The organism is Pirellulales bacterium, from assembly GCA_019636335.1.
Lineage (GTDB): Bacteria > Planctomycetota > Planctomycetia > Pirellulales > JAEUIK01 > JAHBXR01.
Window position 1 is genome coordinate 12,347 of record JAHBXR010000042.1, and the last position, 19,248, is coordinate 31,594.

General features: G+C 62.2%; 16 protein-coding genes and 1 rRNA gene. 9 read left to right on the plus strand and 8 right to left on the minus strand.

Annotation, left to right across the window (positions count from 1 at the left end):
• The first annotated feature begins 145 nt into the window (after positions 1–145).
• Positions 146–1,537 carry a hypothetical protein gene (locus KF708_24120; GenBank protein MBX3415793.1) on the plus strand — a complete coding sequence of 464 codons (1,392 nt, stop codon included), beginning with the start codon at positions 146–148 and terminating at the stop codon, positions 1,535–1,537.
• An 83-nt stretch (positions 1,538–1,620) separates the two neighbouring features.
• Here the strand turns inward: KF708_24120 and KF708_24125 are convergent, their stop codons facing one another.
• Both KF708_24125 and KF708_24130 read right to left on the minus strand, forming a co-directional pair.
• Positions 1,621–3,048, minus strand: coding sequence for a sigma-54-dependent Fis family transcriptional regulator (locus KF708_24125; GenBank protein ID MBX3415794.1), 1,428 nt, complete (start codon positions 3,046–3,048; stop codon positions 1,621–1,623).
• Positions 3,049–3,067: 19 nt separating this feature from the next.
• On the minus strand, positions 3,068–4,159 hold the full coding sequence (locus KF708_24130) for a hypothetical protein (GenBank protein MBX3415795.1): 1,092 nt from the start codon (positions 4,157–4,159) through the stop codon (positions 3,068–3,070).
• A gap of 233 nt (positions 4,160–4,392) precedes the next feature.
• Between KF708_24130 and KF708_24135 the strand changes: the two genes are divergently transcribed.
• The 6 genes from KF708_24135 (at position 4,393) to KF708_24160 (ending at position 8,525) form a co-directional block, all read left to right on the plus strand.
• Positions 4,393–4,668 carry a hypothetical protein gene (locus tag KF708_24135; protein ID MBX3415796.1) on the plus strand — a complete coding sequence of 92 codons (276 nt, stop codon included), beginning with the start codon at positions 4,393–4,395 and terminating at the stop codon, positions 4,666–4,668.
• Entirely contained in the window at positions 4,665–5,243 is a 579-nt protein-coding gene (locus KF708_24140; protein MBX3415797.1) for a hypothetical protein, read from the plus strand. Before KF708_24135 ends, KF708_24140 begins: the two co-directional genes overlap by 4 nt.
• 47 nt (positions 5,244–5,290) lie before the next feature.
• On the plus strand, positions 5,291–5,734 hold the full coding sequence (gene rnk, locus KF708_24145; protein ID MBX3415798.1) for a nucleoside diphosphate kinase regulator: 444 nt from the start codon (positions 5,291–5,293) through the stop codon (positions 5,732–5,734).
• An 11-nt stretch (positions 5,735–5,745) separates the two neighbouring features.
• The gene (locus KF708_24150) at positions 5,746–5,958 is read left to right on the plus strand and encodes a hypothetical protein (GenBank protein MBX3415799.1); all 213 of its coding nucleotides are present in this window, start codon (positions 5,746–5,748) and stop codon (positions 5,956–5,958) included.
• Between the two features lie 18 nt (positions 5,959–5,976).
• Positions 5,977–6,372 carry a hypothetical protein gene (locus KF708_24155; protein ID MBX3415800.1) on the plus strand — a complete coding sequence of 132 codons (396 nt, stop codon included), beginning with the start codon at positions 5,977–5,979 and terminating at the stop codon, positions 6,370–6,372.
• A gap of 401 nt (positions 6,373–6,773) precedes the next feature.
• On the plus strand, positions 6,774–8,525 hold the full coding sequence (locus tag KF708_24160; protein MBX3415801.1) for a glycosyltransferase family 39 protein: 1,752 nt from the start codon (positions 6,774–6,776) through the stop codon (positions 8,523–8,525).
• Between the two features lie 326 nt (positions 8,526–8,851).
• Here the strand turns inward: KF708_24160 and KF708_24165 are convergent, their stop codons facing one another.
• Positions 8,852–10,591 carry an FAD-dependent monooxygenase gene (locus KF708_24165; GenBank protein ID MBX3415802.1) on the minus strand — a complete coding sequence of 580 codons (1,740 nt, stop codon included), beginning with the start codon at positions 10,589–10,591 and terminating at the stop codon, positions 8,852–8,854.
• A 354-nt stretch (positions 10,592–10,945) separates the two neighbouring features.
• Between KF708_24165 and KF708_24170 the strand changes: the two genes are divergently transcribed.
• Complete coding sequence (locus KF708_24170) at positions 10,946–11,800, plus strand: neutral zinc metallopeptidase (protein ID MBX3415803.1); 855 nt, start codon at positions 10,946–10,948, stop codon at positions 11,798–11,800.
• A gap of 98 nt (positions 11,801–11,898) precedes the next feature.
• Entirely contained in the window at positions 11,899–13,404 is a 1,506-nt protein-coding gene (locus KF708_24175) for a DUF853 family protein (GenBank protein MBX3415804.1), read from the plus strand.
• Here the strand turns inward: KF708_24175 and KF708_24180 are convergent.
• The 5 genes from KF708_24180 to KF708_24200 form a co-directional block, all read right to left on the minus strand.
• Positions 13,390–14,385, minus strand: coding sequence for a hypothetical protein (locus tag KF708_24180; protein ID MBX3415805.1), 996 nt, complete (start codon positions 14,383–14,385; stop codon positions 13,390–13,392). The two genes, KF708_24175 and KF708_24180, sit on opposite strands and share 15 nt — an antisense overlap.
• 261 nt (positions 14,386–14,646) lie before the next feature.
• Positions 14,647–15,171 (minus strand): hypothetical protein, encoded by a 525-nt coding sequence (locus KF708_24185; protein ID MBX3415806.1) that lies wholly within the window; start codon positions 15,169–15,171, stop codon positions 14,647–14,649.
• Positions 15,172–15,550: 379 nt separating this feature from the next.
• Positions 15,551–17,081 (minus strand): 16S ribosomal RNA (locus tag KF708_24190).
• A gap of 548 nt (positions 17,082–17,629) precedes the next feature.
• Positions 17,630–18,904, minus strand: a complete 1,275-nt coding sequence (locus KF708_24195; GenBank protein ID MBX3415807.1) for a hypothetical protein — start codon at positions 18,902–18,904, stop codon at positions 17,630–17,632.
• On the minus strand, positions 18,865–19,248 hold a 384-nt coding region (locus KF708_24200; GenBank protein ID MBX3415808.1), incomplete at its 5' end, for a hypothetical protein. The genes KF708_24195 and KF708_24200, both read right to left, overlap by 40 nt.

Genomic DNA, 19,248 nt, shown 5'->3' on the forward strand with positions numbered 1-19,248 from the left:
AGTGAGCGACTTCGACTTGGCGCTTTGTTGCCCTGTAGCTCCCGATTACTGTGAGAGTTGGTTTCGCGCGACAAGGAGCATCCGTTGCAACGATTGCGAACTAGCCGCGGGGCACAGTTGCTGGTATCTCGATCGGAGCCCGATCATGTTCCCTTTCTCTCGTCGGCCGCATCAGTCTCGCGCGAGCCGCCGCGCTTCGGCAGCCCGTCGCGATGCACTCACGAACCTGGCCCGTACCCTCGAACGCCTCGAACACCGTCAACTATTGGTTGCCAACCCGGCACTGGCCGGCTTCCTCGGCACGCTCGAGCCGTCAAGCGAAATCGCGGAGACGCACCCCGACGCTGCGCAGGCAACTGAATTTGCGGCAGATGAAAGTGCATCACTTGTCGAGACGGCGGTGAAGCGACCTTTTGCCAGCTCACCCAGCGGTGGCGGCGTATTGCCCACCGTGGGAGCCACGGCCGTTAGCTTGCCCTTCGCGGACAATTTCAATCGGCCCAATAACTCGGACCTCTCTAGCGCCTGGGTCGAACGCGTGGGCGACCTGCAGATCGTCGATAAACACCTCGTTCTGGCGTCGAATCGAGAGGCCCTGGCGACGCTCAACGGCGTATGGCAGGCGAATGTCTCGATCAGTCTCGACTTCGACTTGCAATCGGCCGAGGTGGAACGCAGCGTGGGCGTCGCCGCACGTTATTCCGGACCTGGTGATTCGAACTACTATTTTGCCCGCATCATGAAGCACCAGGGGAGCTACTCGGCCGAGATCTGGGTCAATCTTGGTGGAAACAATACGCCGCTTAGCACCGTGCCGATCTCGGGCTCCAGCGGGCGACTCCGCTTCAACGTCTATGGCTCGCGTCTCGATCTCTATGTCGACGGCGTCTTGCTGACCAGCGTGACGAATGATCGGGTGACGATTGGCACCCTCGGCATTCGCCAGACGGGCGGCTCCTCGACCAATTTCCTGGCCGAAATCGCCAGTCCGCCGCCGCACACCAATGTCATCCTGCCGTTTACCGATCTCTTCGACCGGCCCAACAGCTCTTTTATCGGTAGCAATTGGACCGAGCGCGATGGGGACGTGCGGATCCAAAATCATCGGCTGGCCCTGAACACGAACGGCACGGCGGTCGTCACGCTGAATGGCCCGCTGGCGGCCGATGTCAGTGTCTCGGCCGACATCGATCTCACGACGCAAGCCGGAGCGAACAGCAGCCTCGGGCTTTTGGCCCGCAGCACGGGACCAGCCGACTCGAATGCCTACATGGCACGTCTCTTGCGCACAGCGGACGAACGGTACTTTGTTCAAATCTGGCGCAATCCCGGCATGGGGTGGGAATTCCTCGCCCAAGGCCAGGTGGGCGTCGGTAGCGGACGGCTCCGCTTCGAAGTCATTGGCACGTCGTTGCGCGCCTACTTCAACAACACGCTGGTGGCGAGTACGACCGACAGCATCATTCGACGTGCCGGCATGGTCGGTTTCCGCCATACCGGCGGCCTGGCCGGCGCGTTCGAGGCGCACCTGGCGTAAAGTTCGACCGAACGAGCGCCGCGCGAACGCCATGCGCCGGAGTGGTGCGCCCGGGGCACCGCACCAACCGCTTGGCGGCGGCCCTACTTCTCTTCCACGTGGCGGTCCACGGCGATGCCCTGGTTGCGTAGCTCGTTGCGCAGTGTGCTGCGGTTGATGCCGAGCAGCCGGGCGGCCTGTACCTGGTTGCCATTGGTCGCTTCGAGTCCGCGCAGTAGCAACTGCCGCTTGGCGTGCCGCAAGACATCCTCGAACACGTGCGGCGCCTGACGTCGCAACTGCGCGTCGATGTAGTTGGCCAGATCGGGAAACTCGCTGTCGCCCGCCTTGACGCTCCCCTCATCACCGGCATGGAATCCGGCGGGCAAATCGGACGGCAGCAAGACCGGCGCCGTCGATTTCAGCAAGGCCTGCTTGACGACACTCTGCAACTCGCGCACGTTGCCCGGCCAATGATACTGCCGTAATTCGGCATACGTTTCTGGGCTGACGCTTTGGACCTCCTTGCCCAACTCGGGTCCGAAGCGTTGCAGAAAATACGGCACCAGCAGCTCGATATCCCCTTCGCGCTCGCGCAACGGGGGCAAGCGAATCGTGAAAACGCTCAAGCGATAATACAGGTCGCTACGAAAACGATCCTGCTGAATCAACCGTTCGAGCGGTTGATTGGTAGCGGCAATCACGCGGACATCGGTTTCGATCGTTTCGTTGCCGCCGACACGTTCGAATCGCTGGTCTTGTAAGACGCGCAGGATCTTGGCCTGCGTCAGAGGCGTCATGTCGCCGATCTCGTCCAGAAAGAGCGTGCCTCCCTTGCATTGCTCGAACTTGCCAATGCGCCGGCGCTCGGCCCCCGTGAAGGCGCCCCGCTCGTGGCCGAAGAGCTCGCTTTCTAGCAGTGTCTCGGGAATGGCCGCGCAATTCACGGCATGGAACGGTCCCTTTGCCCGCTCGCTATGGTGGTAGAGCGCCCGCGCAACCAGTTCCTTGCCGGTGCCGGTCTCGCCCAAGATCAACACCGTGACGTGCTGCGGCGCGACGCGTCCGATCGCCTTGTAAACCTCTTGCATGCCCTTCGAACGACCGATCAGCCGATCGGCCGGACGATTGATCGCTTCCCCCTCGGCGATCGCCGGCACGCGCATCAACCGGCTGACCTCGAACGCCTGCTCGACGAGCTCTTCCAATTCGTCGAGTTCCAGCGGCTTGAGCAGGTAATCGAACGCGCCCAGCTTCATCGCCTCGATGGCGGTATCGGTCGTGCCGTGACCGGTTATAAAAATCACCGGCGTGCGGCGGTCGTGCTGCCGAATGTCGCGGAAGAGATCGATGCCCGACCGATCGGGCAGATTGATATCGAGCACGATCACATCGGGGTCCAGCTCGAGTATTTTGGCAAGCCCTTCCTTGGCCGACGCCGCCGTGAGCACCGTAACCTCACCACCCCCAAAAGCCCGCTTGAAGGCGTGCAGAATCGGGGCCTCGTCATCGATTACCAGTAGTGTAGGCATCGTTGCTCGATCCAAAGACCTAGGTAATAGAGCTCACTTCGAGAGCAGGCAACACCAGGCAGAGACACGCCCCTGCCCCGGCGGGACGATCGGGCTCGGCCCACAACCGGCCGGCATGGCGTTCGGCAATGCGGTACGAAACGGCCAGCCCCAAGCCGACCCCGGTCTCTTTGGTGCTGACGAATGGATCGAACAGGCGCGGCATCAGCTCGGCCGAAATGCCCGGGCCCGTATCCTCGACACGCAACTCGACCTCACGCGCCGTCTGACGCAACCATATCAACAACCGTCCACCCTCTGCCATGACGTCGAGCGCATTGATGACCAGATTCAGCACGAGCTGCTGCAGTTGATCCTGATCGGCGTTCACCAGCAGGGGCCGACCCGGCGCATCCAGCTCCACGTCGACCTGCTGCTTGCGCGCCCGGCCTTCGATCAAGGCGAGCGTTTGCTCGACGAGAGCCACCAGATCGAGTGGCCGCTGTTCGGGACGCGGCGGCCTGGCGAAATCAAGAAACCGTTGCAACGAGCGTTCCATGCGGCGGATCTCCTGCTCGATGATGCGCAGATCATCGTCCGAGAGATCGCTGGCGGCCCCTTCCTTTTGCCCCGACTGCACGAGCAGCTTAATCGAGGTCAGCGGATTGCGTATTTCGTGGGCCACGCCCGCGGCCATTTGTCCGACGAGGGCCAACTGATCGGCGCGGAGCACTTCGCGTTCGCGCTGGTGATGCTCTTCGAGCATCGGCCCCAGTCGCGCGAGCAGGGCCTGCAGCCGTTCGCGCAAGCTCGAAGCATCACTTCCGCGATCGGTCTCGGCCCGAGCGGAGGCGCCCAGCATCTCGAGCGCACGTTCCGCGATGCGATTCATCTCCGCCACCTCGAGCCGCATTCGACGCTGGCCCTGGTACAACGCCGCATAGGCCACCCCAGCCACGCAGCTTGCGCCCAGCGCCGCCACGCCGGCAAGACAGCTCGCGGACGAGCTCTCTGCCTCCCTCGAGATAGACGCGACAAGCAGGACCAGGCAACCCACCACGATCAACCAGGCGATCGTCCCCACCGCGGCGGCTATGCTCGCGGGCTGCTGTCGTCGTTCATGCGTGGACATGTCGGGCCTGGCGCCTCGGGACGATCCTCGATATCCCCCTCCTGACATAGGACTGTTGGCGTTTTGGCCAGTTGGCCATTTCCGCCACAGCGGCGGCTCACTTCGCCTGACGACGCGGGAAGAGGAACTCCTCAGATTCTACACACTTACGGCATTCTTTGCCCTTTTGCTCGATTGGCATGCAGTTCGCGTACCAAGCAAGGCAGAGTGACGCGAAATGAGGATCACGTGCCGTGTCCGGAACCCTTCGAAACATCCGAAACATCGCTCCCCCGCAGCATTCCCTTCGCGGCGTGGTCGAGCAGGTGGATTTGATCGGCCGGGCAATCCAGTTGCGAACCAACGATGCGGAGATGCGGATCCATGTTCCACCGACCTGTGAAATTCTCGTCAACGCCGACCGGGTGCGGTTTCACTTCTTGCAACCGACCGATCGGATAAAGGTGGTCGTCGAAGAGGATCGTGGCGGCCCACTCGCTCGCCGGATCGAATTCGATCGTCAGGCTTGAGCGTCTGGGCCGCCCACGCGGCCGATGGCGCGCTTCAAGCATTCGCGGCTGGCCTCGTCGGCAAGAACCGGGTGCGGCGCACGTTGCCCGCGTACCGGCAGACCGCAAACGCGTTCGTTCCGTTTGTTGTCGTTTCGTTCGCCCTACTTTTCGGAGTGCAGGCCATGAAAGTATTTGTACACCGCAATCAAGGTGAAGTCCGACCCGTGCTGCAGCAGTTTGCCGAACAGGAATTTGGCGCGGCACTGGCGAAATGGACGCACCGCCTGCCCCGCGTCGACATCTTCGTGCGCGATGTCAACGGCCCGCGTGGGGGTCTCGATCAGCTCGTGCGAGCCGTTATTCCGCTCCCCCATCATGGCACGGTCCATGTCCAGGAGCGACATCACCCTCTGCCCTTCGTGCTGACTCGCGTCGCACAAAAAGCGCAGCGCGCCGTCGAGCGTGTGTTGCTCCGCAAGAAGGGCCATGCGATTCGCCAGCAACAACGTGCGGCCCGCTTCGTCGACTCCCACCGTCGGGCGGCCGTCGGGGCCATCCAGGCGACGGAGTCTCCCGCAGAAGCAGATACCTGACGGAGGGCCCCACGCCCCTTTCCCTCAAGACCAGAAAGACCCACACCATGAAGATCAAACACCCCCTTGCCGCCGCAGTTCTCACCCTGCCGATGGTCACCACGCTCGACCGCCGTCGCTTAGGCACGCTCGTCGAACGGCTTGCCCGCCAGAATGTCGCCGAACGGCGGCATCTCGAAGCGCTGTTGGACGAAGTCGATCGTGCCCAGCCCGTCGAGCCAGAAAACGTGCCAGCCGAGATCGTGACCATGAACACGACCGTACGGCTGCATGACGACGAGACCGAAGAGGATGAGACCTACACGCTGACGTATCCCGAGCGTGCGAACATTGGGGACAACCGGGTTTCGGTCTTGGCGCCGATGGGCACGGCTCTGCTCGGCGCGCGTGTCGGCGACGATATCGAGTGGGACGCGCCAGCCGGCAAGGTCAAGCTGCGTCTGGCCGAGATCCTCTTCCAACCGGAGGCCGCGGGGCGATTCGATATGTAGGAGGTGTCACCGTGCTGAACAATCTTTGGCGTCCCTTCCGGCGTCGAAAAACAGATCGCACCGAGCAGGAGTTCGAGCCGATCTACGGCTTGCCGCGTCATGCCGCCGAGGCATGGCTGGCGCGCAATCCGGCATTGAAGAAGGACTATGACCAACGTCTGTTCGCCACGCGCACCGGAACGCCGCCACGTCTCCCACGCGCGGAGCGCGCACCACAACAATAACCACATGAGGAGCGACTCATGCCGATACGAAAACACACCCACCGTTTTGCTCCCTGGGGGGAGGTCGTCTCACGACCTTGGCGCGTCGCCAGCGAATGGGTATCCCACCGGCTGGGGTACGCGCCGTACTACTTGTATTTTGCCGATATTGCGCCAGGCGCGGTACGTTGCGAACTCCGCGAAGGGCAACAAGTGCCGCGGCGCCAGCCCGACTACCGGCTGCAACTGCCCCCTCCCGCGCAGGCCGACGAGTGCGTGGCCAAGATTATTCAGGCCGTGGATGTGAAGACGGAACTAGCCATCTGGGGCGATTTTGAGCTGCTGTGCCGTGTACGCGCCTCCGGCGAAACAGAATGCTGGCGCATTCCCGTGGCTACGTCCCACGACACAAGCACCAAGCAACTGACTGCGTGAGCCGTGTAACGAACGCTCGATCCAGGTGTCTGCCAAAGACAGGCATTCTGGCCCCGGGGACAACAGGTTGTCGGACTTGTTGTCCCCGCTTGCATGACGGAACACTCCACAGCAAAGTGTCGTGACTTGCGCGAAGAACGCGGGCCTTCGGAGCGATAACGGTGCCCCTTATTCAACCACTACTTGCGAAGTGAGACGACAACTGCGATTCTTGGACGTGTCTGCCGTCGGCAGCCGATTCAGCTTCGCCCCGTCCGCCTTCCGTCATGGCACGCTCGAAACAACGCCGCCGATCATCCGCGGCGGAACGTCCCGAGCCGCCAAGCAAGTCGACGCCGCTCGGGACGGTCGCGTCGTACCCTCGCCGAATGGTGCTCGGCGTCGCTCTCCTGTTGGTAGCGGTGACCACAGTCATCTATGCGCCGACGTTCGTCGTGCCGTTCGATTTCCTGGCCTTCGACGACACCTTTTACGTCAAGGATGAGCCCAACATCAACGCCGGCTTCCGTTCCGGCAGCCTGCACTGGGCCTTCACCAGTTCCGTTGCTGCCAACTGGCATCCCGTCACGGTGTTGTCGCACATGCTCGACAGCCAGTTGTATGGCCTTGCTCCGCGCGGCCATCACCTGACGAATGTGCTGCTGCACGCGGCCAATGTTGCCCTGCTGTTCTGGCTGCTCGGGCGGATGACTTCGCGGATGTGGCCGAGTGCCCTGGTGGCGGCGTTCTTCGCCTGGCATCCGCAGCGCGTCGAATCGGTCGCGTGGGTCGCGGAGCGTAAGGATGTGCTCTCGACGTTTTTCATGCTGCTCGCGTTGCACGCTTATACCCGCTACGCGACGGATCGCCGTGGGGCGTTTTACATCGCAGCGCTCGCCGCGTTCGCCCTGGGTCTCATGTCGAAGCCGATGCTCGTCACCCTCCCCTTTTTGTTGCTGCTGATCGACTACTGGCCGCTGGGACGCATCGCGTGGCTGCCGAGTGGCGCTTCGCGCGTTGCACCACAAACGCTCGTCCGTTTGCTGGTCGAGAAGCTTCCGTTTCTGCTTTTGTCGCTGGGCGCCATCTACATGACGGTCTGGGCGCAAGGCCGTACCGGCACCATTATGCAGATCCCACTCGCCGCCCGCGTCGCGAACGCCCTGAATTCCTATTGGGCCTATCTCGGAACGACGCTCTACCCCTATCCGCTTTACGTCCCCTACCTCTTCATCGAGCGGAATGTCCCCCTGGCGCTGACGGTGCTGGGAGCGATCGCGCTCGTCGCGATCACCCTGGTGGCGATCTTCGTCCGTCCCCGCGCGTACTTCACCACCGGCTGGCTCTGGTACGTCGGCACCCTCGTGCCGGTGATCGGATTCGTGCAGGTTGGCGAACAATCGATGGCCGATCGCTACACCTACGTGCCGGCTATTGGTCTCTATCTGATCATCGCCTGGGCAATGGCCGAACTGGCAGAACGTGGCACGGCATGGCGCCGTGCGTCGCTCGCCTTGTCTGGGGCAGCACTGCTGGTGCTGGTCGTGCTCTCGATCGTGCAGGTCGGTTATTGGCGCGACACGCGAACCCTCTTCGAGCACACGTTGAAATTCTCGCCCGACAGCCATTCGGCGCGTATGGCACTTGCCGCGCAGGCGAGCTACGACGGCGACCACCAGCTCGCCCTGGTCGAGGCCCGGCACGCCCTGGCAATCGACGCTCGATCGAATCTCGCCAAGGTCACGATTGCCCGTTCGCTGGCGCGCACGGGCAAGACGGGCGAGGCGATCGAGGCCTACGCCCCCGCCATCGCCGAGAACCCGCGCCTGCCGATCCTGCTCGTCGAGCTGGCGCGCATCCATGCCACGTGCGACGAAGCGCGCTATCGGAATGGCCCCGCCGCGGTGCGCTATGCGTTGGCGGCGCACCAACGCTTCGGCGCGCAAAATCCGATGGTCCTCGACACGCTCGCCGCCGCCTACGCCGAGGCGGGCAATTGGCCCGCCGCCGAGCAAACGGCCACCACGGCGCTGAAGATGTCGCAGACGCTTTACGCGGCGGGCTATACCGAGGTGCAACCACTCATCGACGGCCTCGAAGCGCGCCTCGCGCTCTACCGCCAGCAAAAACCCTATCGCGTCCCGCTCGGCGTCTGGAAATACCTCGTCGAGTAAGATTAGTGCTGTGTTTCCCAGGCCGGGTGGCACCGACGATGGTGCGGCGCGACGTCGCGCACGGCAACACACTCGAGTCGCACCGTCGTCGGTGTGGCGCAGCAACCAGAGGGTCGATCGGACAGCGCATTTCAGCAGCGCGGCCTCACCACAACGTCGGTCCGGTCGAAACGAACCTCTTGTCGCTGCGCGACACCGACGAGCTTCCGACTTTCGCGAGAAAAGTTTCACCGCCATCTGCGGAAACTCGTCGGTGCTACCCCCCTAGTCCACCCCTCGTCGACTAGCCGCTCGCCGGTGCGTTCGATAAATGATCTGCCGACGGCTCAGTTTGTCACAACCGGCGTCTTCTCGCCGCAGTTCGCATCCCGCGCTCCTTCGCCCTGGCAGCAAGATTGCTTGCCGAGGAGATAGCTGCCAAGGTACGCGAGCACGCCGTCGGCCGTCGCCGGCTGCGCGCGGTAGCCGATGTAGCCGTCGGGTCGCACCACGATCAGCGTGGCGTGGTGGGCATGGTGCGCCGCGTGGATCGCGGCATCGATATCGAGACACGCCTTGATCCCCCCGGTGGCCTCGAGCGCGGCCCCCTGCCCTTCTTCCACAGGCAGCACGAAGAGGGGCGCGATCACCTGGGGATACGCGGCCCGCACCTGCCGCGCGATCGTCGCCAGATTCGCAATGCCGTCTGCTCCCTCCGAACCCGGCAAGAGCAACAAATGATGCTTCACCGCGTGGAGGGCGTTGTGCAGGCTGATGTCCTCGCCCGTCGTGGCACACACGATCCGCGCATCGGGCAGGCGATCCCCCGTCGGTATGCCTGCTCCGCGATGGATGATCTCGCCCGTGTGCCAATCTTCGCGCGACAGCGTCGCGCCACGATAGTTGATGGCCAGCTCGCACAGGGCGTTCTTGATCTTGTCTTGCACAAAGCCGAACGAACCGACGATTCCCGCGATGTGATTGCGGACGAACTGGGCCACCGGGTTGCGCAGCGTGGCCATCGTGGTGACTCGTGAGGCAGCGTTCAAGACCTGATCGCCAATGGCGCTCCGCTCTTCGGAATAGCTGCCGAGCAGGACATTCTCGTCCGCCAGCCCACGCTGCACGAGCGCCAGCTTCCAGGCCAAATTGAACGCATCCTGCATGCCGGTGTTCATGCCCTGCCCACCGGCGGGGCTGTGAATATGGGCGGCGTCGCCGGCCAGCATCACGCGGCCGACGCGATAGTCGCGCACCTTGCGCTCGTTGATGCGGAAGCCGGCCAGCCAAACCGGATGGGTGGCCATGATGCCCGTTGGGCCGCGCTCGTCAATCATCGCCTGCACCTCTTCCAGCGTCGGATCCGCCGGACGCGCCGACGCTGCCGAGGGCCCCAGATCGGCCACCATCCGGAAACGTCCCGGCGTGATCGGGAAGAAAACGAGCAGTCCCTTTTCGTGCCAGTAGATGCTGATCTCATTCTCGGCGATCGGGCCCGAGAGATGCACGTCGGCCAGCATCCAGTCGTCGGGCTCGGCCACGCCTTCGAATTCAAGCCCCAGACCATGCCGCACGGCACTGTGCGCGCCATCGCAACCGATGAGCCACGGCGTGCTGAACATCTCGGTCGTGCCGTCGGCATGACGCAGCTCGCCGGTCACTTCGCGGTCCCCCGCGGTGAAGGAGATCAACTCCACTTCGCGATCGACGACGATGCCTTGCGCCGCCAGATGTTCGCTGAGCAAGCGCTCCGTCTCGCTCTGCGGAATCATCAGCGGAAAGTTGAACCGGCTGGCGATATTATCGATCTCGAGATGGACGTAGCGCTTGCCATTGCCGTAGATGCTCGCCCCGTCGACCTTCATGCCCGCCGCGAGAAACGTTTCGGCCAGCCCCAGGCCATTCAACAACTCGAGCGTGCGGCTCCAGACGACGAGCGCCTTCGACTTGTCGGTCGGCCGGGGAGCCTTGTCGATGATGCGGCAGCGCAACCCCTGGGCCTGCAACGCGGCGGCCATCGTCAACCCGACGGGACCGGCTCCGGCAATGAAAACGTCGGGGCGACTCGAAACGGGCGTCTGGGGCATGACCTTACTCCTGGCGGATTGGTGCTGCGAACATCATAGAAACATAGGGCATTCCTGCCGCGCATTACTACGCCTGACTTGGTCTTGACCGCTACAATCGATTCAAGTGCTTCACCCCCTCTCGATCAAATGCCTGGCCACATTCGATCAAGCGAATACGGCCAGAAAAATTCCTCCTGATTCCACCCCCTGGTTTCCGCCTGGCCCGGGAGTTCGTCGCCACCCTGCCGCGCCAATGGACGTTGATGGGTCGGTCTGGGACTTTCTTGCCCAATCGCCTTCCAAGAGAAACAATGGCGAGTCGCACGTCTCTATGAGCCGCCCATCGCGGCGAAAAAACCGGGAGCACCCACGATGCGCTGGCAGGGTCGACGCGAAAGTTCCAATGTCGAGGATCGCCGACGAATCTCCGGCGGTCCGATGATCGTCGGGGGAGGCCTGGGCACCATCCTGCTGCTCGTCGTCATCGTGCTGCTGGGGGGCGATCCGCAGGCCCTGCTCGAGCAGCTTCCGCAACAGGCCGGCCCCATCCAGCAACAGGGGAACGAGCCCCTCGATCCCGAGGACGAAAAGCTGCGGCAATTCGTCTCGGTGGTTCTGGCCGATACCGAGGACGTGTGGAACGAGCAGTTTCGCCGCCTGGGGCGCGAATATCAGGAGCCGACTCTCGTGCTCTTCCGCGGCCAAGTACAGTCAGCCTGCGGTACCGCCAGCTCCGCCGTGGGCCCCTTCTACTGCCCGCTCGATCAGAAGGTCTATCTCGATCTCGGCTTTTACGAAGAACTCTCCAACCGCTTCGGCGCGCCGGGAGATTTTGCCCAAGCCTACGTCGTGGCGCACGAGATCGGCCACCACGTGCAGAACCTGCTCGGCACCAGCGAAAAGGTCCAGCGCATGCGCGGCCGGGTAAGCGATGCCGAGTACAACGACCTCTCGGTCCGGCTCGAGCTCCAGGCCGATTTTCTCGCCGGAGTCTGGGCGCACCACGCCCAGCGCACCAAGAACATCCTCGAACGGGGCGACATCGAGGAAGGGCTGCAGGCGGCCCACGCCATCGGCGACGATACCTTGCAGAAGCAGGCCCAGGGCTATGCCGTGCCCGACTCCTTCACCCACGGCACCTCGGAACAGCGCGTACGCTGGTTCCGCAAGGGCCTGGAGACGGGCGATATCAACCAGGGCGACACCTTCAGCGCACGACAACTCTAGCCGACTCGACAGCCAGAAGACGAGCCCACGGTGAACGCGGGCCATCGTCGACTCGTTGGCGATCAATCATCCGCAGAACCCACCAGGAAGAAACCTTCATGTCGCAGTCGATTCTCGTCGGCAAGGGTGAACACGAACTGCGCCTGCTCGCGGCCATGGCCAACCGCCACGGACTCATCGCCGGCGCCACCGGTACCGGCAAGACCGTGACGCTGCGCGTCCTGGCCGAGGGGCTCAGTCGATTGGGCGTTTCGACCTTCATCCCCGATGTGAAGGGAGATCTGGCCGGCGTTTGTCTGCCGGGAGAAGAGAATCCCAAGTTTGTCGCCAGGGCCCAGGAATTGGGCGTGCCCGATTTCAACTGGCAGGCGGCGCCGGTCACTTTTTGGGACGTGTTCGGAGTGGCGGGCCATCCCGTGCGCACCACGATCTCTGAAATGGGCCCCCTATTGCTGTCGCGGTTGCTCGATCTCAACGACACACAGACCGGGGTGCTCAATGTCGTCTTCAAGGCGGCCGACGAGCAGGGGCTGCTGTTGCTCGACCTGAAAGACTTGCAGGCGATGGTGCGGCACGTCTCGGAAAACGCCAAGCAGTATTCGGCCCAGTATGGCAACGTGTCGCCCGCCAGTGCCGCGGCGATCCAGCGTGCCTTGCTAGCGCTGGCCGAGCAGGGCGCCGAGCAGTTCTTCGGCGAACCCTCGCTGTTGATCAGCGACCTGATGCGCACGGACGCCGAGGGGCGCGGCATGGTGAATATCCTGGCCGCCGACAAGCTGCTGACCTCCCCCAAGCTCTATTCGACATTTCTGCTGTGGATGCTGGCCGAGCTGTTCGAGCAACTGCCCGAAGTGGGGGACCTGCCGCAACCGAAGCTCGTGTTCTTCTTCGACGAGGCGCATCTCCTCTTCGACGAGGCGTCCAAGGTGGTGGTCGACAAGATCGAGCAACTCGTACGGCTGATTCGCTCGAAAGGCGTGGGCGTCGTCTTCGTCACGCAGAACCCGCTCGACGTGCCCGACGCGGTCTTGGGTCAGTTGGGCAATCGCGTGCAGCACGCGCTCCGCGCCTTTACGCCGCGCGATCAAAAGGCGGTCCGCGCCGCGGCCGAGACTTTTCGCAACGACCGCTCGCTCGACGTCGCCGGAATTCTCACGCAGCTTGCCGTGGGCGAGGCGCTCGTCTCGTTTCTCGACGAGCACGGTTCGCCCGTGCCGGTCGAGCGGGGCAAGATCGCGCCGCCGGCCAGCCGGTTGGGCCCGATTAGCGACAGCCAGCGCCGGCAGATCATCTCGGCCTCGCCCCTGGGCGTGCGCTACGCCACGGCCATCGACCGCGAATCGGCCTACGAGATGCTCAAAGCCCGTGCCGCGTCGGAACTGGACGAAGAGGAAGAAGACGACTCGGGAGTCACCCCGCGCCGCGGCACGCGGAAATCGACGCGCTCCGCCCAGACATCGCGCCCGCGCAAGTCGACCCGCGCCACGCCGATCGAGGCCATGGCCACCAGCGCCGCGCGCTCGCTGGGGACGCAGATCGGCGGCAAAGTCGGCCGCGGACTACTGGGCATGCTGACGGGGCTGTTCTTCTCACGCGATAAGTGAGCCGGCTGGTGCTGTGCCATCGCCATTCGCAACGGAATGTTGCATCATCGGCCGCCAAGTCAGCGTGATGCCCACCCCGAACGACACTGCGCCCAGCACGGCCGGCGCGAGATGCGTCGTATCGGTGTAGCCGATCAACGGATGGACTCCGATCGCCGTGCTGAAGCCGACACCGCCCGCCACGCACAGAGCCTGCCAGAGCGATCGCGAGGGCCTTCCGCACCACGTGCAGAACAGCACGAGCACGCCGCAGGTCAGCACGGCTCCGCCGAAGCCGGCGCGATCGTGGGCAATGAGCGGCACCAGTCTTGGATTGATCGCGTCGAATTCTCGGGCAGTGATGCCCATGTAGGCGAGATCCTGCGGCACGAAAACGGTGGTCATGCCGACGATGAGGATCGTCCCCCCGCCGCCGATCAATCCGAGCGCCGTGGCCAAGAGCGCCATTCGTCCCCAGCCGAGCGAAGTGCGCCATTCGAGGGGCACGTTCGGGCGCAACAGCGTCAGCGGACTTGAGCCGCGCGGAATGAGCGGCTTCGCGCGAGACACCCCCAGGACAAAGCAGGGCAACAAGGCCAAGGTGGCGGCACCGTGCCACGTGTCGAGATAGCCGTAGCCCAGGTAGGCCAGGAAGCTGCCGAACCCCAAGATGCCGCTCAGCGCGAGCAGCCACCACGACCAGGCCTCGCCGCGCGCCAGCGGAATCGCCGCCAGCCACAAGTAGAGCACGCCGATCGCCACGAGCGCGCCGCCGAACGAAACCCGATCGTGGAACATGAAGTGGACGATGCGGCACTCGTTGACCGCGCAGAGCGCCTCGGGGGTCATGCCGAGATAGTCGACGTCGTGCGGCAGAAAATGCCCCCTCGCCGAGAGAAAGAACGCGAACGCGCCAGACAAGACCAGGCTCAAACCGGTCACCAGGATCAACGGCCGGCCATCGCCTACCAGCGCGGAGAACAATCCCCGGTCATCCTTCACCTGTACCACTCCACGCGAAGATTCCCCGAGAATTGAAAAACCGCCACGCCACCACCTGGGCATCACTTTTACCGCAATGGAACCCGAGTGCGCAACACAAAGATAATTTCACTCCAACAAGATCGAACCCGCAGAACCCTTCGCGCTCTTCGCGCCTTTGCGGTAATTCATCATCAATTTAATTACCGCAAAGGCGCGAAGAGCGCGAAGGGTTGTTGGATGCCGTGAGAGGCGATTGAGCGAGTCGCGAGATCGTGGCGATTAGAGCAGTCCGCCCGAGAAGCCGATCCCGACGCTCACGAGCGTCATTGATCCGGCGACGGCCGCGAAATCGAAATAGGGCGAACGGTGCTCGAGCCGGTAGAACTCGCGCACGTGCTCCTGGAAGAGATAAACCAGAATCATCACGGCGAAGACCGCCAGGGCGCCCAGCTTGGCATAGCGGAACTGCAATTCGCCCAAAGGTATTTCGGCCGCCGCGGGCGAGTTGGCCATTTCCACGATCACGTAGATATTGACTGCGGCGATGGCCGCATAGCTCAACACCCCCAGCCACCAGCCCCACTGGCGACCGGTGTACATGCCGAACGAAGTGAACAGGTAGAGATAACCCAACAGCATCGCGATCGCGACGAGTGTGCGCGGGCTGACAGGCAAATAGGCCGACAGTTCCTGACCGTAATCGAGCACGAAGGTGCCCGCGACACAGAACAGGCCGAACAAAGCCGACGCCGCCAGCGACTGCAGCGCGCAGATGACCGTAACACCGCGAGGGCGATCGCGCATGGTAGGACGCCTTCAAGCAGATTGAAGCCGGAAAAACAGGCAGGATCGGAGGGATGGAACGTTGAAGAAGATTGGCAGGTTGGAATGCAATCTTAATTACACACCCGGGAGGGGTGCAATCTTCCCGACCTATAAAAAGCGCGGCTTTTCGAGGAGGACAGGGAGAGTTCGAATCAGAATTCGCGCGTAAGGGGGGTCACAGGGTCCTGCGCGCAAAAAAAGGCCCGGCGTGTTCTGGCTAGATCCACGCCGGGCCTATCAAATTCAATTCGGTAGTTTGCCCGTGGCTTACGCCACGGGCCGATGCCAAGCAGAGTGCAAGACTTGGTCCATAAGTGAGTTCGACGATGTCACCATCGCGCGAACTGGAATCCTTTAGAAAGGAGGTGATCCAGCCGCAGGTTCCCCTACGGCTACCTTGTTACGACTTAGTCCCAATTGCGGAGTTTATCTTCGGCACCTGGCTCCTTGCGGTTACCTCAGTGACTTCGGATACCCCCCACTTTCGTGGCTTGACGGGCGGTGTGTACAAGGCTCAGGAACACATTCACCGCGGTATGCTGACCCGCGATTACTAGCGATTCCGGCTTCATGCAGGCGAGTTGCAGCCTGCAATCCGAACTGAGGCACGTTTTTTGGGATTTGCTGGCTCTCGCGAGTTTGCTTCCCTTTGTGCGTGCCATTGTAGGACGTGTGCAGCCCTGATCATAAAGGCCATGAGGACTTGACGTCATCCCCACCTTCCTCCGGTTTAACACCGGCAGTCTCACTAGAGTCCCCGACTTTACTCGCTGGCAACTAGTGACAAGGGTTTCGCTCGTTAAGGGACTTAACCCGACATCTCACGACACGAGCTGACGACAGCCATGCAGCACCTGTGCAAGTTCCACCCCAAAGGGGCGTGGCCCTGGTTTCCCAGGGTTAATCCAAGCATGTCAAGACCAGGATAAGGTTCTTCGCGTAGCCTCGAATTAAGCCACATCCTCCACCGCTTGTGTGAGCCCCCGTCAATTCCTTTGAGTTTCAGCCTTGCGACCATACTCCCCAGGCGGAGCACTAAATACTTTCGCTTCGGCTGGAAGGCTATGGAGGGCCCTCCAACCCAGTGCTCATCGTTTACAGCTAGGACTACCGGGGTATCTAATCCCGTTTGCTCCCCTAGCTTTCGTGCCTCAGCGTCAGAAGAGACCCAGTGAGTCGCTTTCGCCACTGGTGTTCCTTAGGATATCAACGCATTTCACCGCTCCACCCTAAGTTCCACTCACCTCTGTCTCCCTCTAGCACGGTAGTTTTGGGCGCTATTCCTCGGTTGAGCCGAGGGATTTCACACCCAACTTTCCGCACCGCCTACGCACCCTTTAAGCCCAGTGATTCCGAATAACGTTCGTACGGTTCGTCTTACCGCGGCTGCTGGCACGAACTTAGCCCGTACTTCCTCTGAGGATCTGTCAAATCGCGGGGAGAACCCCACGACCTTTCATCCCCTCTGACAGCGGTTTACAACCCGAAGGCCTTCATCCCGCACGCGGCGTCGCTCGGTCAGGCTTGCGCCCATTGCCGAAGATTCTCGACTGCAGCCACCCGTAGGTGTCTGGGCAGTGTCTCAGTCCCAGTGAGCTGGGTCGTGCTCTCACACCCAGTACCCATCATCGCCTTGGTAGGCCGTTACCCCACCAACAAGCTAATAGGACGCGGACTCATCCTCGGACGGAATCTCACCTTTGGTCCGGAGACATTATTCGGTATTACCTGCAGTTTCCCGCAGCTATCCCGAATCCGAGGGCAGATGATCCACGCGTTACTCTCCCTTTCGCCGCTTTCCATTTCCCGAAGGAAACTTCTCGCTCGACTTGCATGCCTAATCCACGCCGCCAACGTTCATTCTGAGCCAGGATCAAACCCTTCAAAAAAATATGCTTATCCGCTCCCTTGCGAGAGCAGATGATTAGCCATTTCGAAAGGTCGAAATCCGACCGGCTGACCTTTGCCTTGCGACAAAAAGACAGCCATTCGGTCACAAGCTTGCGCTCATTGACTTTGGCATCACTACCGAATTGTCAAAGATCAAAAACGAAGCCGGCCGCCGGAGTGGCCTGTGCCACCTTGGCGACCGGATTGGCTATTCTATCGGCACTCGAAACCCTGTCAAGCAACGCTCGAGCAGAATTTTTCATCCTTTTTTATCCGCGTTCCGGCCGGAGCCGGCAATCGATTTCTCTCGCCGAGAGAATCACGCAGAGGATGAAGCAAATGCCTTAGATGTTAGGGATTCTACCACCTTTTGCCCGGCAAGCAATCCCGTTGCTCGCAACTTCACATTAGGCAATCAAGGCAGAGTATTTTGAACGCATCGGCCGACGCGATTCCTCGCCTCACTGCCGCTTGCAGAAAGATGTACGCGGGTCGTTTCGCCAGGGTTCGCACGGTACCACAATTTTTTTTTCGCGCTTGCCCCGCGCTACGCAAAATCCTCGGACGATTCGTCCTCTTCTTCCTCCTGAGCTGCCTTCGCGTGGCTGATGCGCCAGCCGAGTCTGCCCAACAATCGTGCGTAGAGGAACGTGCCCGTGCTGGCCGCAACAGCAAAGTACAAAACCGCGAAAAGACCCAGCAAAAAGGGCCGCAACACAACCGCCGGCAGCAGCACGCCACACGCCAGCAGGGCGGTCAGCCCATAAAAACCCAGCCAACTTCCCGCGTGACGCCAGAGGCTCGCGAACACGGGCCCAGACAGGGGCACGACCATCGAGTCGCACTCGAGTCCCGAGAGCATCAGCAGCGGAAACAACACGAAGGGGACGATCGCGAAGGCCCCGAAGTTCAAATACTCCTGGATTTCCAGGGGCGCCAGCAACACTGCCAGGTGCAGCACGTAGCCGATCGTCAGCGTGAGAAACGAGACGTAACCCACCGCCACCATCGGAAAGAACCAGGTGCGCCAGTCGGCCTCGGGCCAGCTTGCCACCTGGTCGCCGCCGGCGGCGGTGTCTTCCACGATCGTCTTGGCGCAGTTCGAGGCGAAGCTCGCCGTGATCAGAAAGGCCCAGAACGCCGCCAGCAGCATGAAGCCGGCGCCCACTACGCCCAGCCCGACCTCGAATTGCGAGCCCCCTGGGCCCCCGCCGATGAACATCAGCATGCCCCAGCTCAGGCCGCACAACACACACATCAGCAGCGTCAACGACAGCCAGCGGCTGGCGGCGTCCCCACGAAAGGGAAAGCCGAACACGCCCGAAAAATAGAGGCTGCGCGGCGGGGCATCGAGCTCGATGCGCTCGGCGATGGCCCGCGGTTCCTCGGGGAATTCGAGCGTCACCGTGCGTTGCACCACGGGCGTGCTGATCGCGTACCCCTCGGTCTCGTCGTCGAGATCGAAAGGGGAGATCGAAAACGCATCCGGTTCGACGGCGCCTGCGGCGGCCAATTCCACTCGGGGCAAGGTAAAGTGCGTGCCGCACTTGCCACACTTCGTGGGGCGGCCGGCATGTTCCTTCCGGGCGTAAAACGATGCCGCACAGGCGGGGCAATGCACCAACAGGCGGTCAGCGGGCACGGCTGGAGCCGGGCCTTCGACCGCGCGGAACGCAGCCCCCGGCAATCGCACCGCATCGCCGCAATGCGGGCAGCGCACACGCTTGCCAGCCTGCACGGCGGGGGCGCGGACCTGCTTGCCGCAACCGCCACACGCGGCGGTTAGGACTGAGTTGCGTTGGTTATCTCCGCCGGCTGGCATAAATCAGCATTCTGCGGAATGAGTCGCATTCGTGGTGGTACCGCAATACGCATTAGCACGCCAAGCACTATTTCGCTTGCCACGATGACCATAAAGGAAGTCGCAAGCCGTGTTGCGTCTATCGTACGCATTCCATACTGCGCGACTTCGAAGAGCAGATAACCACCAGAAATTGGTAAGGCAAGGGCGAGCGGAATCGATGTGGCTCCAACGAACAAGACGGCGCAGCGACGCCAAGTCGCCTCGATCTTGAGGGAATTCAGCCGACTGACGCATTCGCTCCAAACCCAGGTAAACAGCATGACCATCAATCCCACGACCACGAAATCCGACTGGTAGGCGTA

What these genes read in the sequence shown, in the direction of transcription:
- KF708_24120 (MBX3415793.1), top strand. Translation starts at nt 146, where the DNA reads ATGTTCCCTTTCTCTCGTCGGCCGCATCAGTCTCGCGCGAGCCGCCGC.
- KF708_24125 (MBX3415794.1), bottom strand. Translation starts at nt 3,048, where the DNA reads ATGCCTACACTACTGGTAATCGATGACGAGGCCCCGATTCTGCACGCC.
- KF708_24130 (MBX3415795.1), bottom strand. Translation starts at nt 4,159, where the DNA reads ATGTCCACGCATGAACGACGACAGCAGCCCGCGAGCATAGCCGCCGCG.
- rnk (MBX3415798.1), top strand. Translation starts at nt 5,291, where the DNA reads ATGAAGATCAAACACCCCCTTGCCGCCGCAGTTCTCACCCTGCCGATG.
- KF708_24155 (MBX3415800.1), top strand. Translation starts at nt 5,977, where the DNA reads ATGCCGATACGAAAACACACCCACCGTTTTGCTCCCTGGGGGGAGGTC.
- KF708_24165 (MBX3415802.1), bottom strand. Translation starts at nt 10,591, where the DNA reads ATGCCCCAGACGCCCGTTTCGAGTCGCCCCGACGTTTTCATTGCCGGA.
- KF708_24170 (MBX3415803.1), top strand. Translation starts at nt 10,946, where the DNA reads ATGCGCTGGCAGGGTCGACGCGAAAGTTCCAATGTCGAGGATCGCCGA.
- KF708_24175 (MBX3415804.1), top strand. Translation starts at nt 11,899, where the DNA reads ATGTCGCAGTCGATTCTCGTCGGCAAGGGTGAACACGAACTGCGCCTG.
- KF708_24185 (MBX3415806.1), bottom strand. Translation starts at nt 15,171, where the DNA reads ATGCGCGATCGCCCTCGCGGTGTTACGGTCATCTGCGCGCTGCAGTCG.
- KF708_24195 (MBX3415807.1), bottom strand. Translation starts at nt 18,904, where the DNA reads ATGCCAGCCGGCGGAGATAACCAACGCAACTCAGTCCTAACCGCCGCG.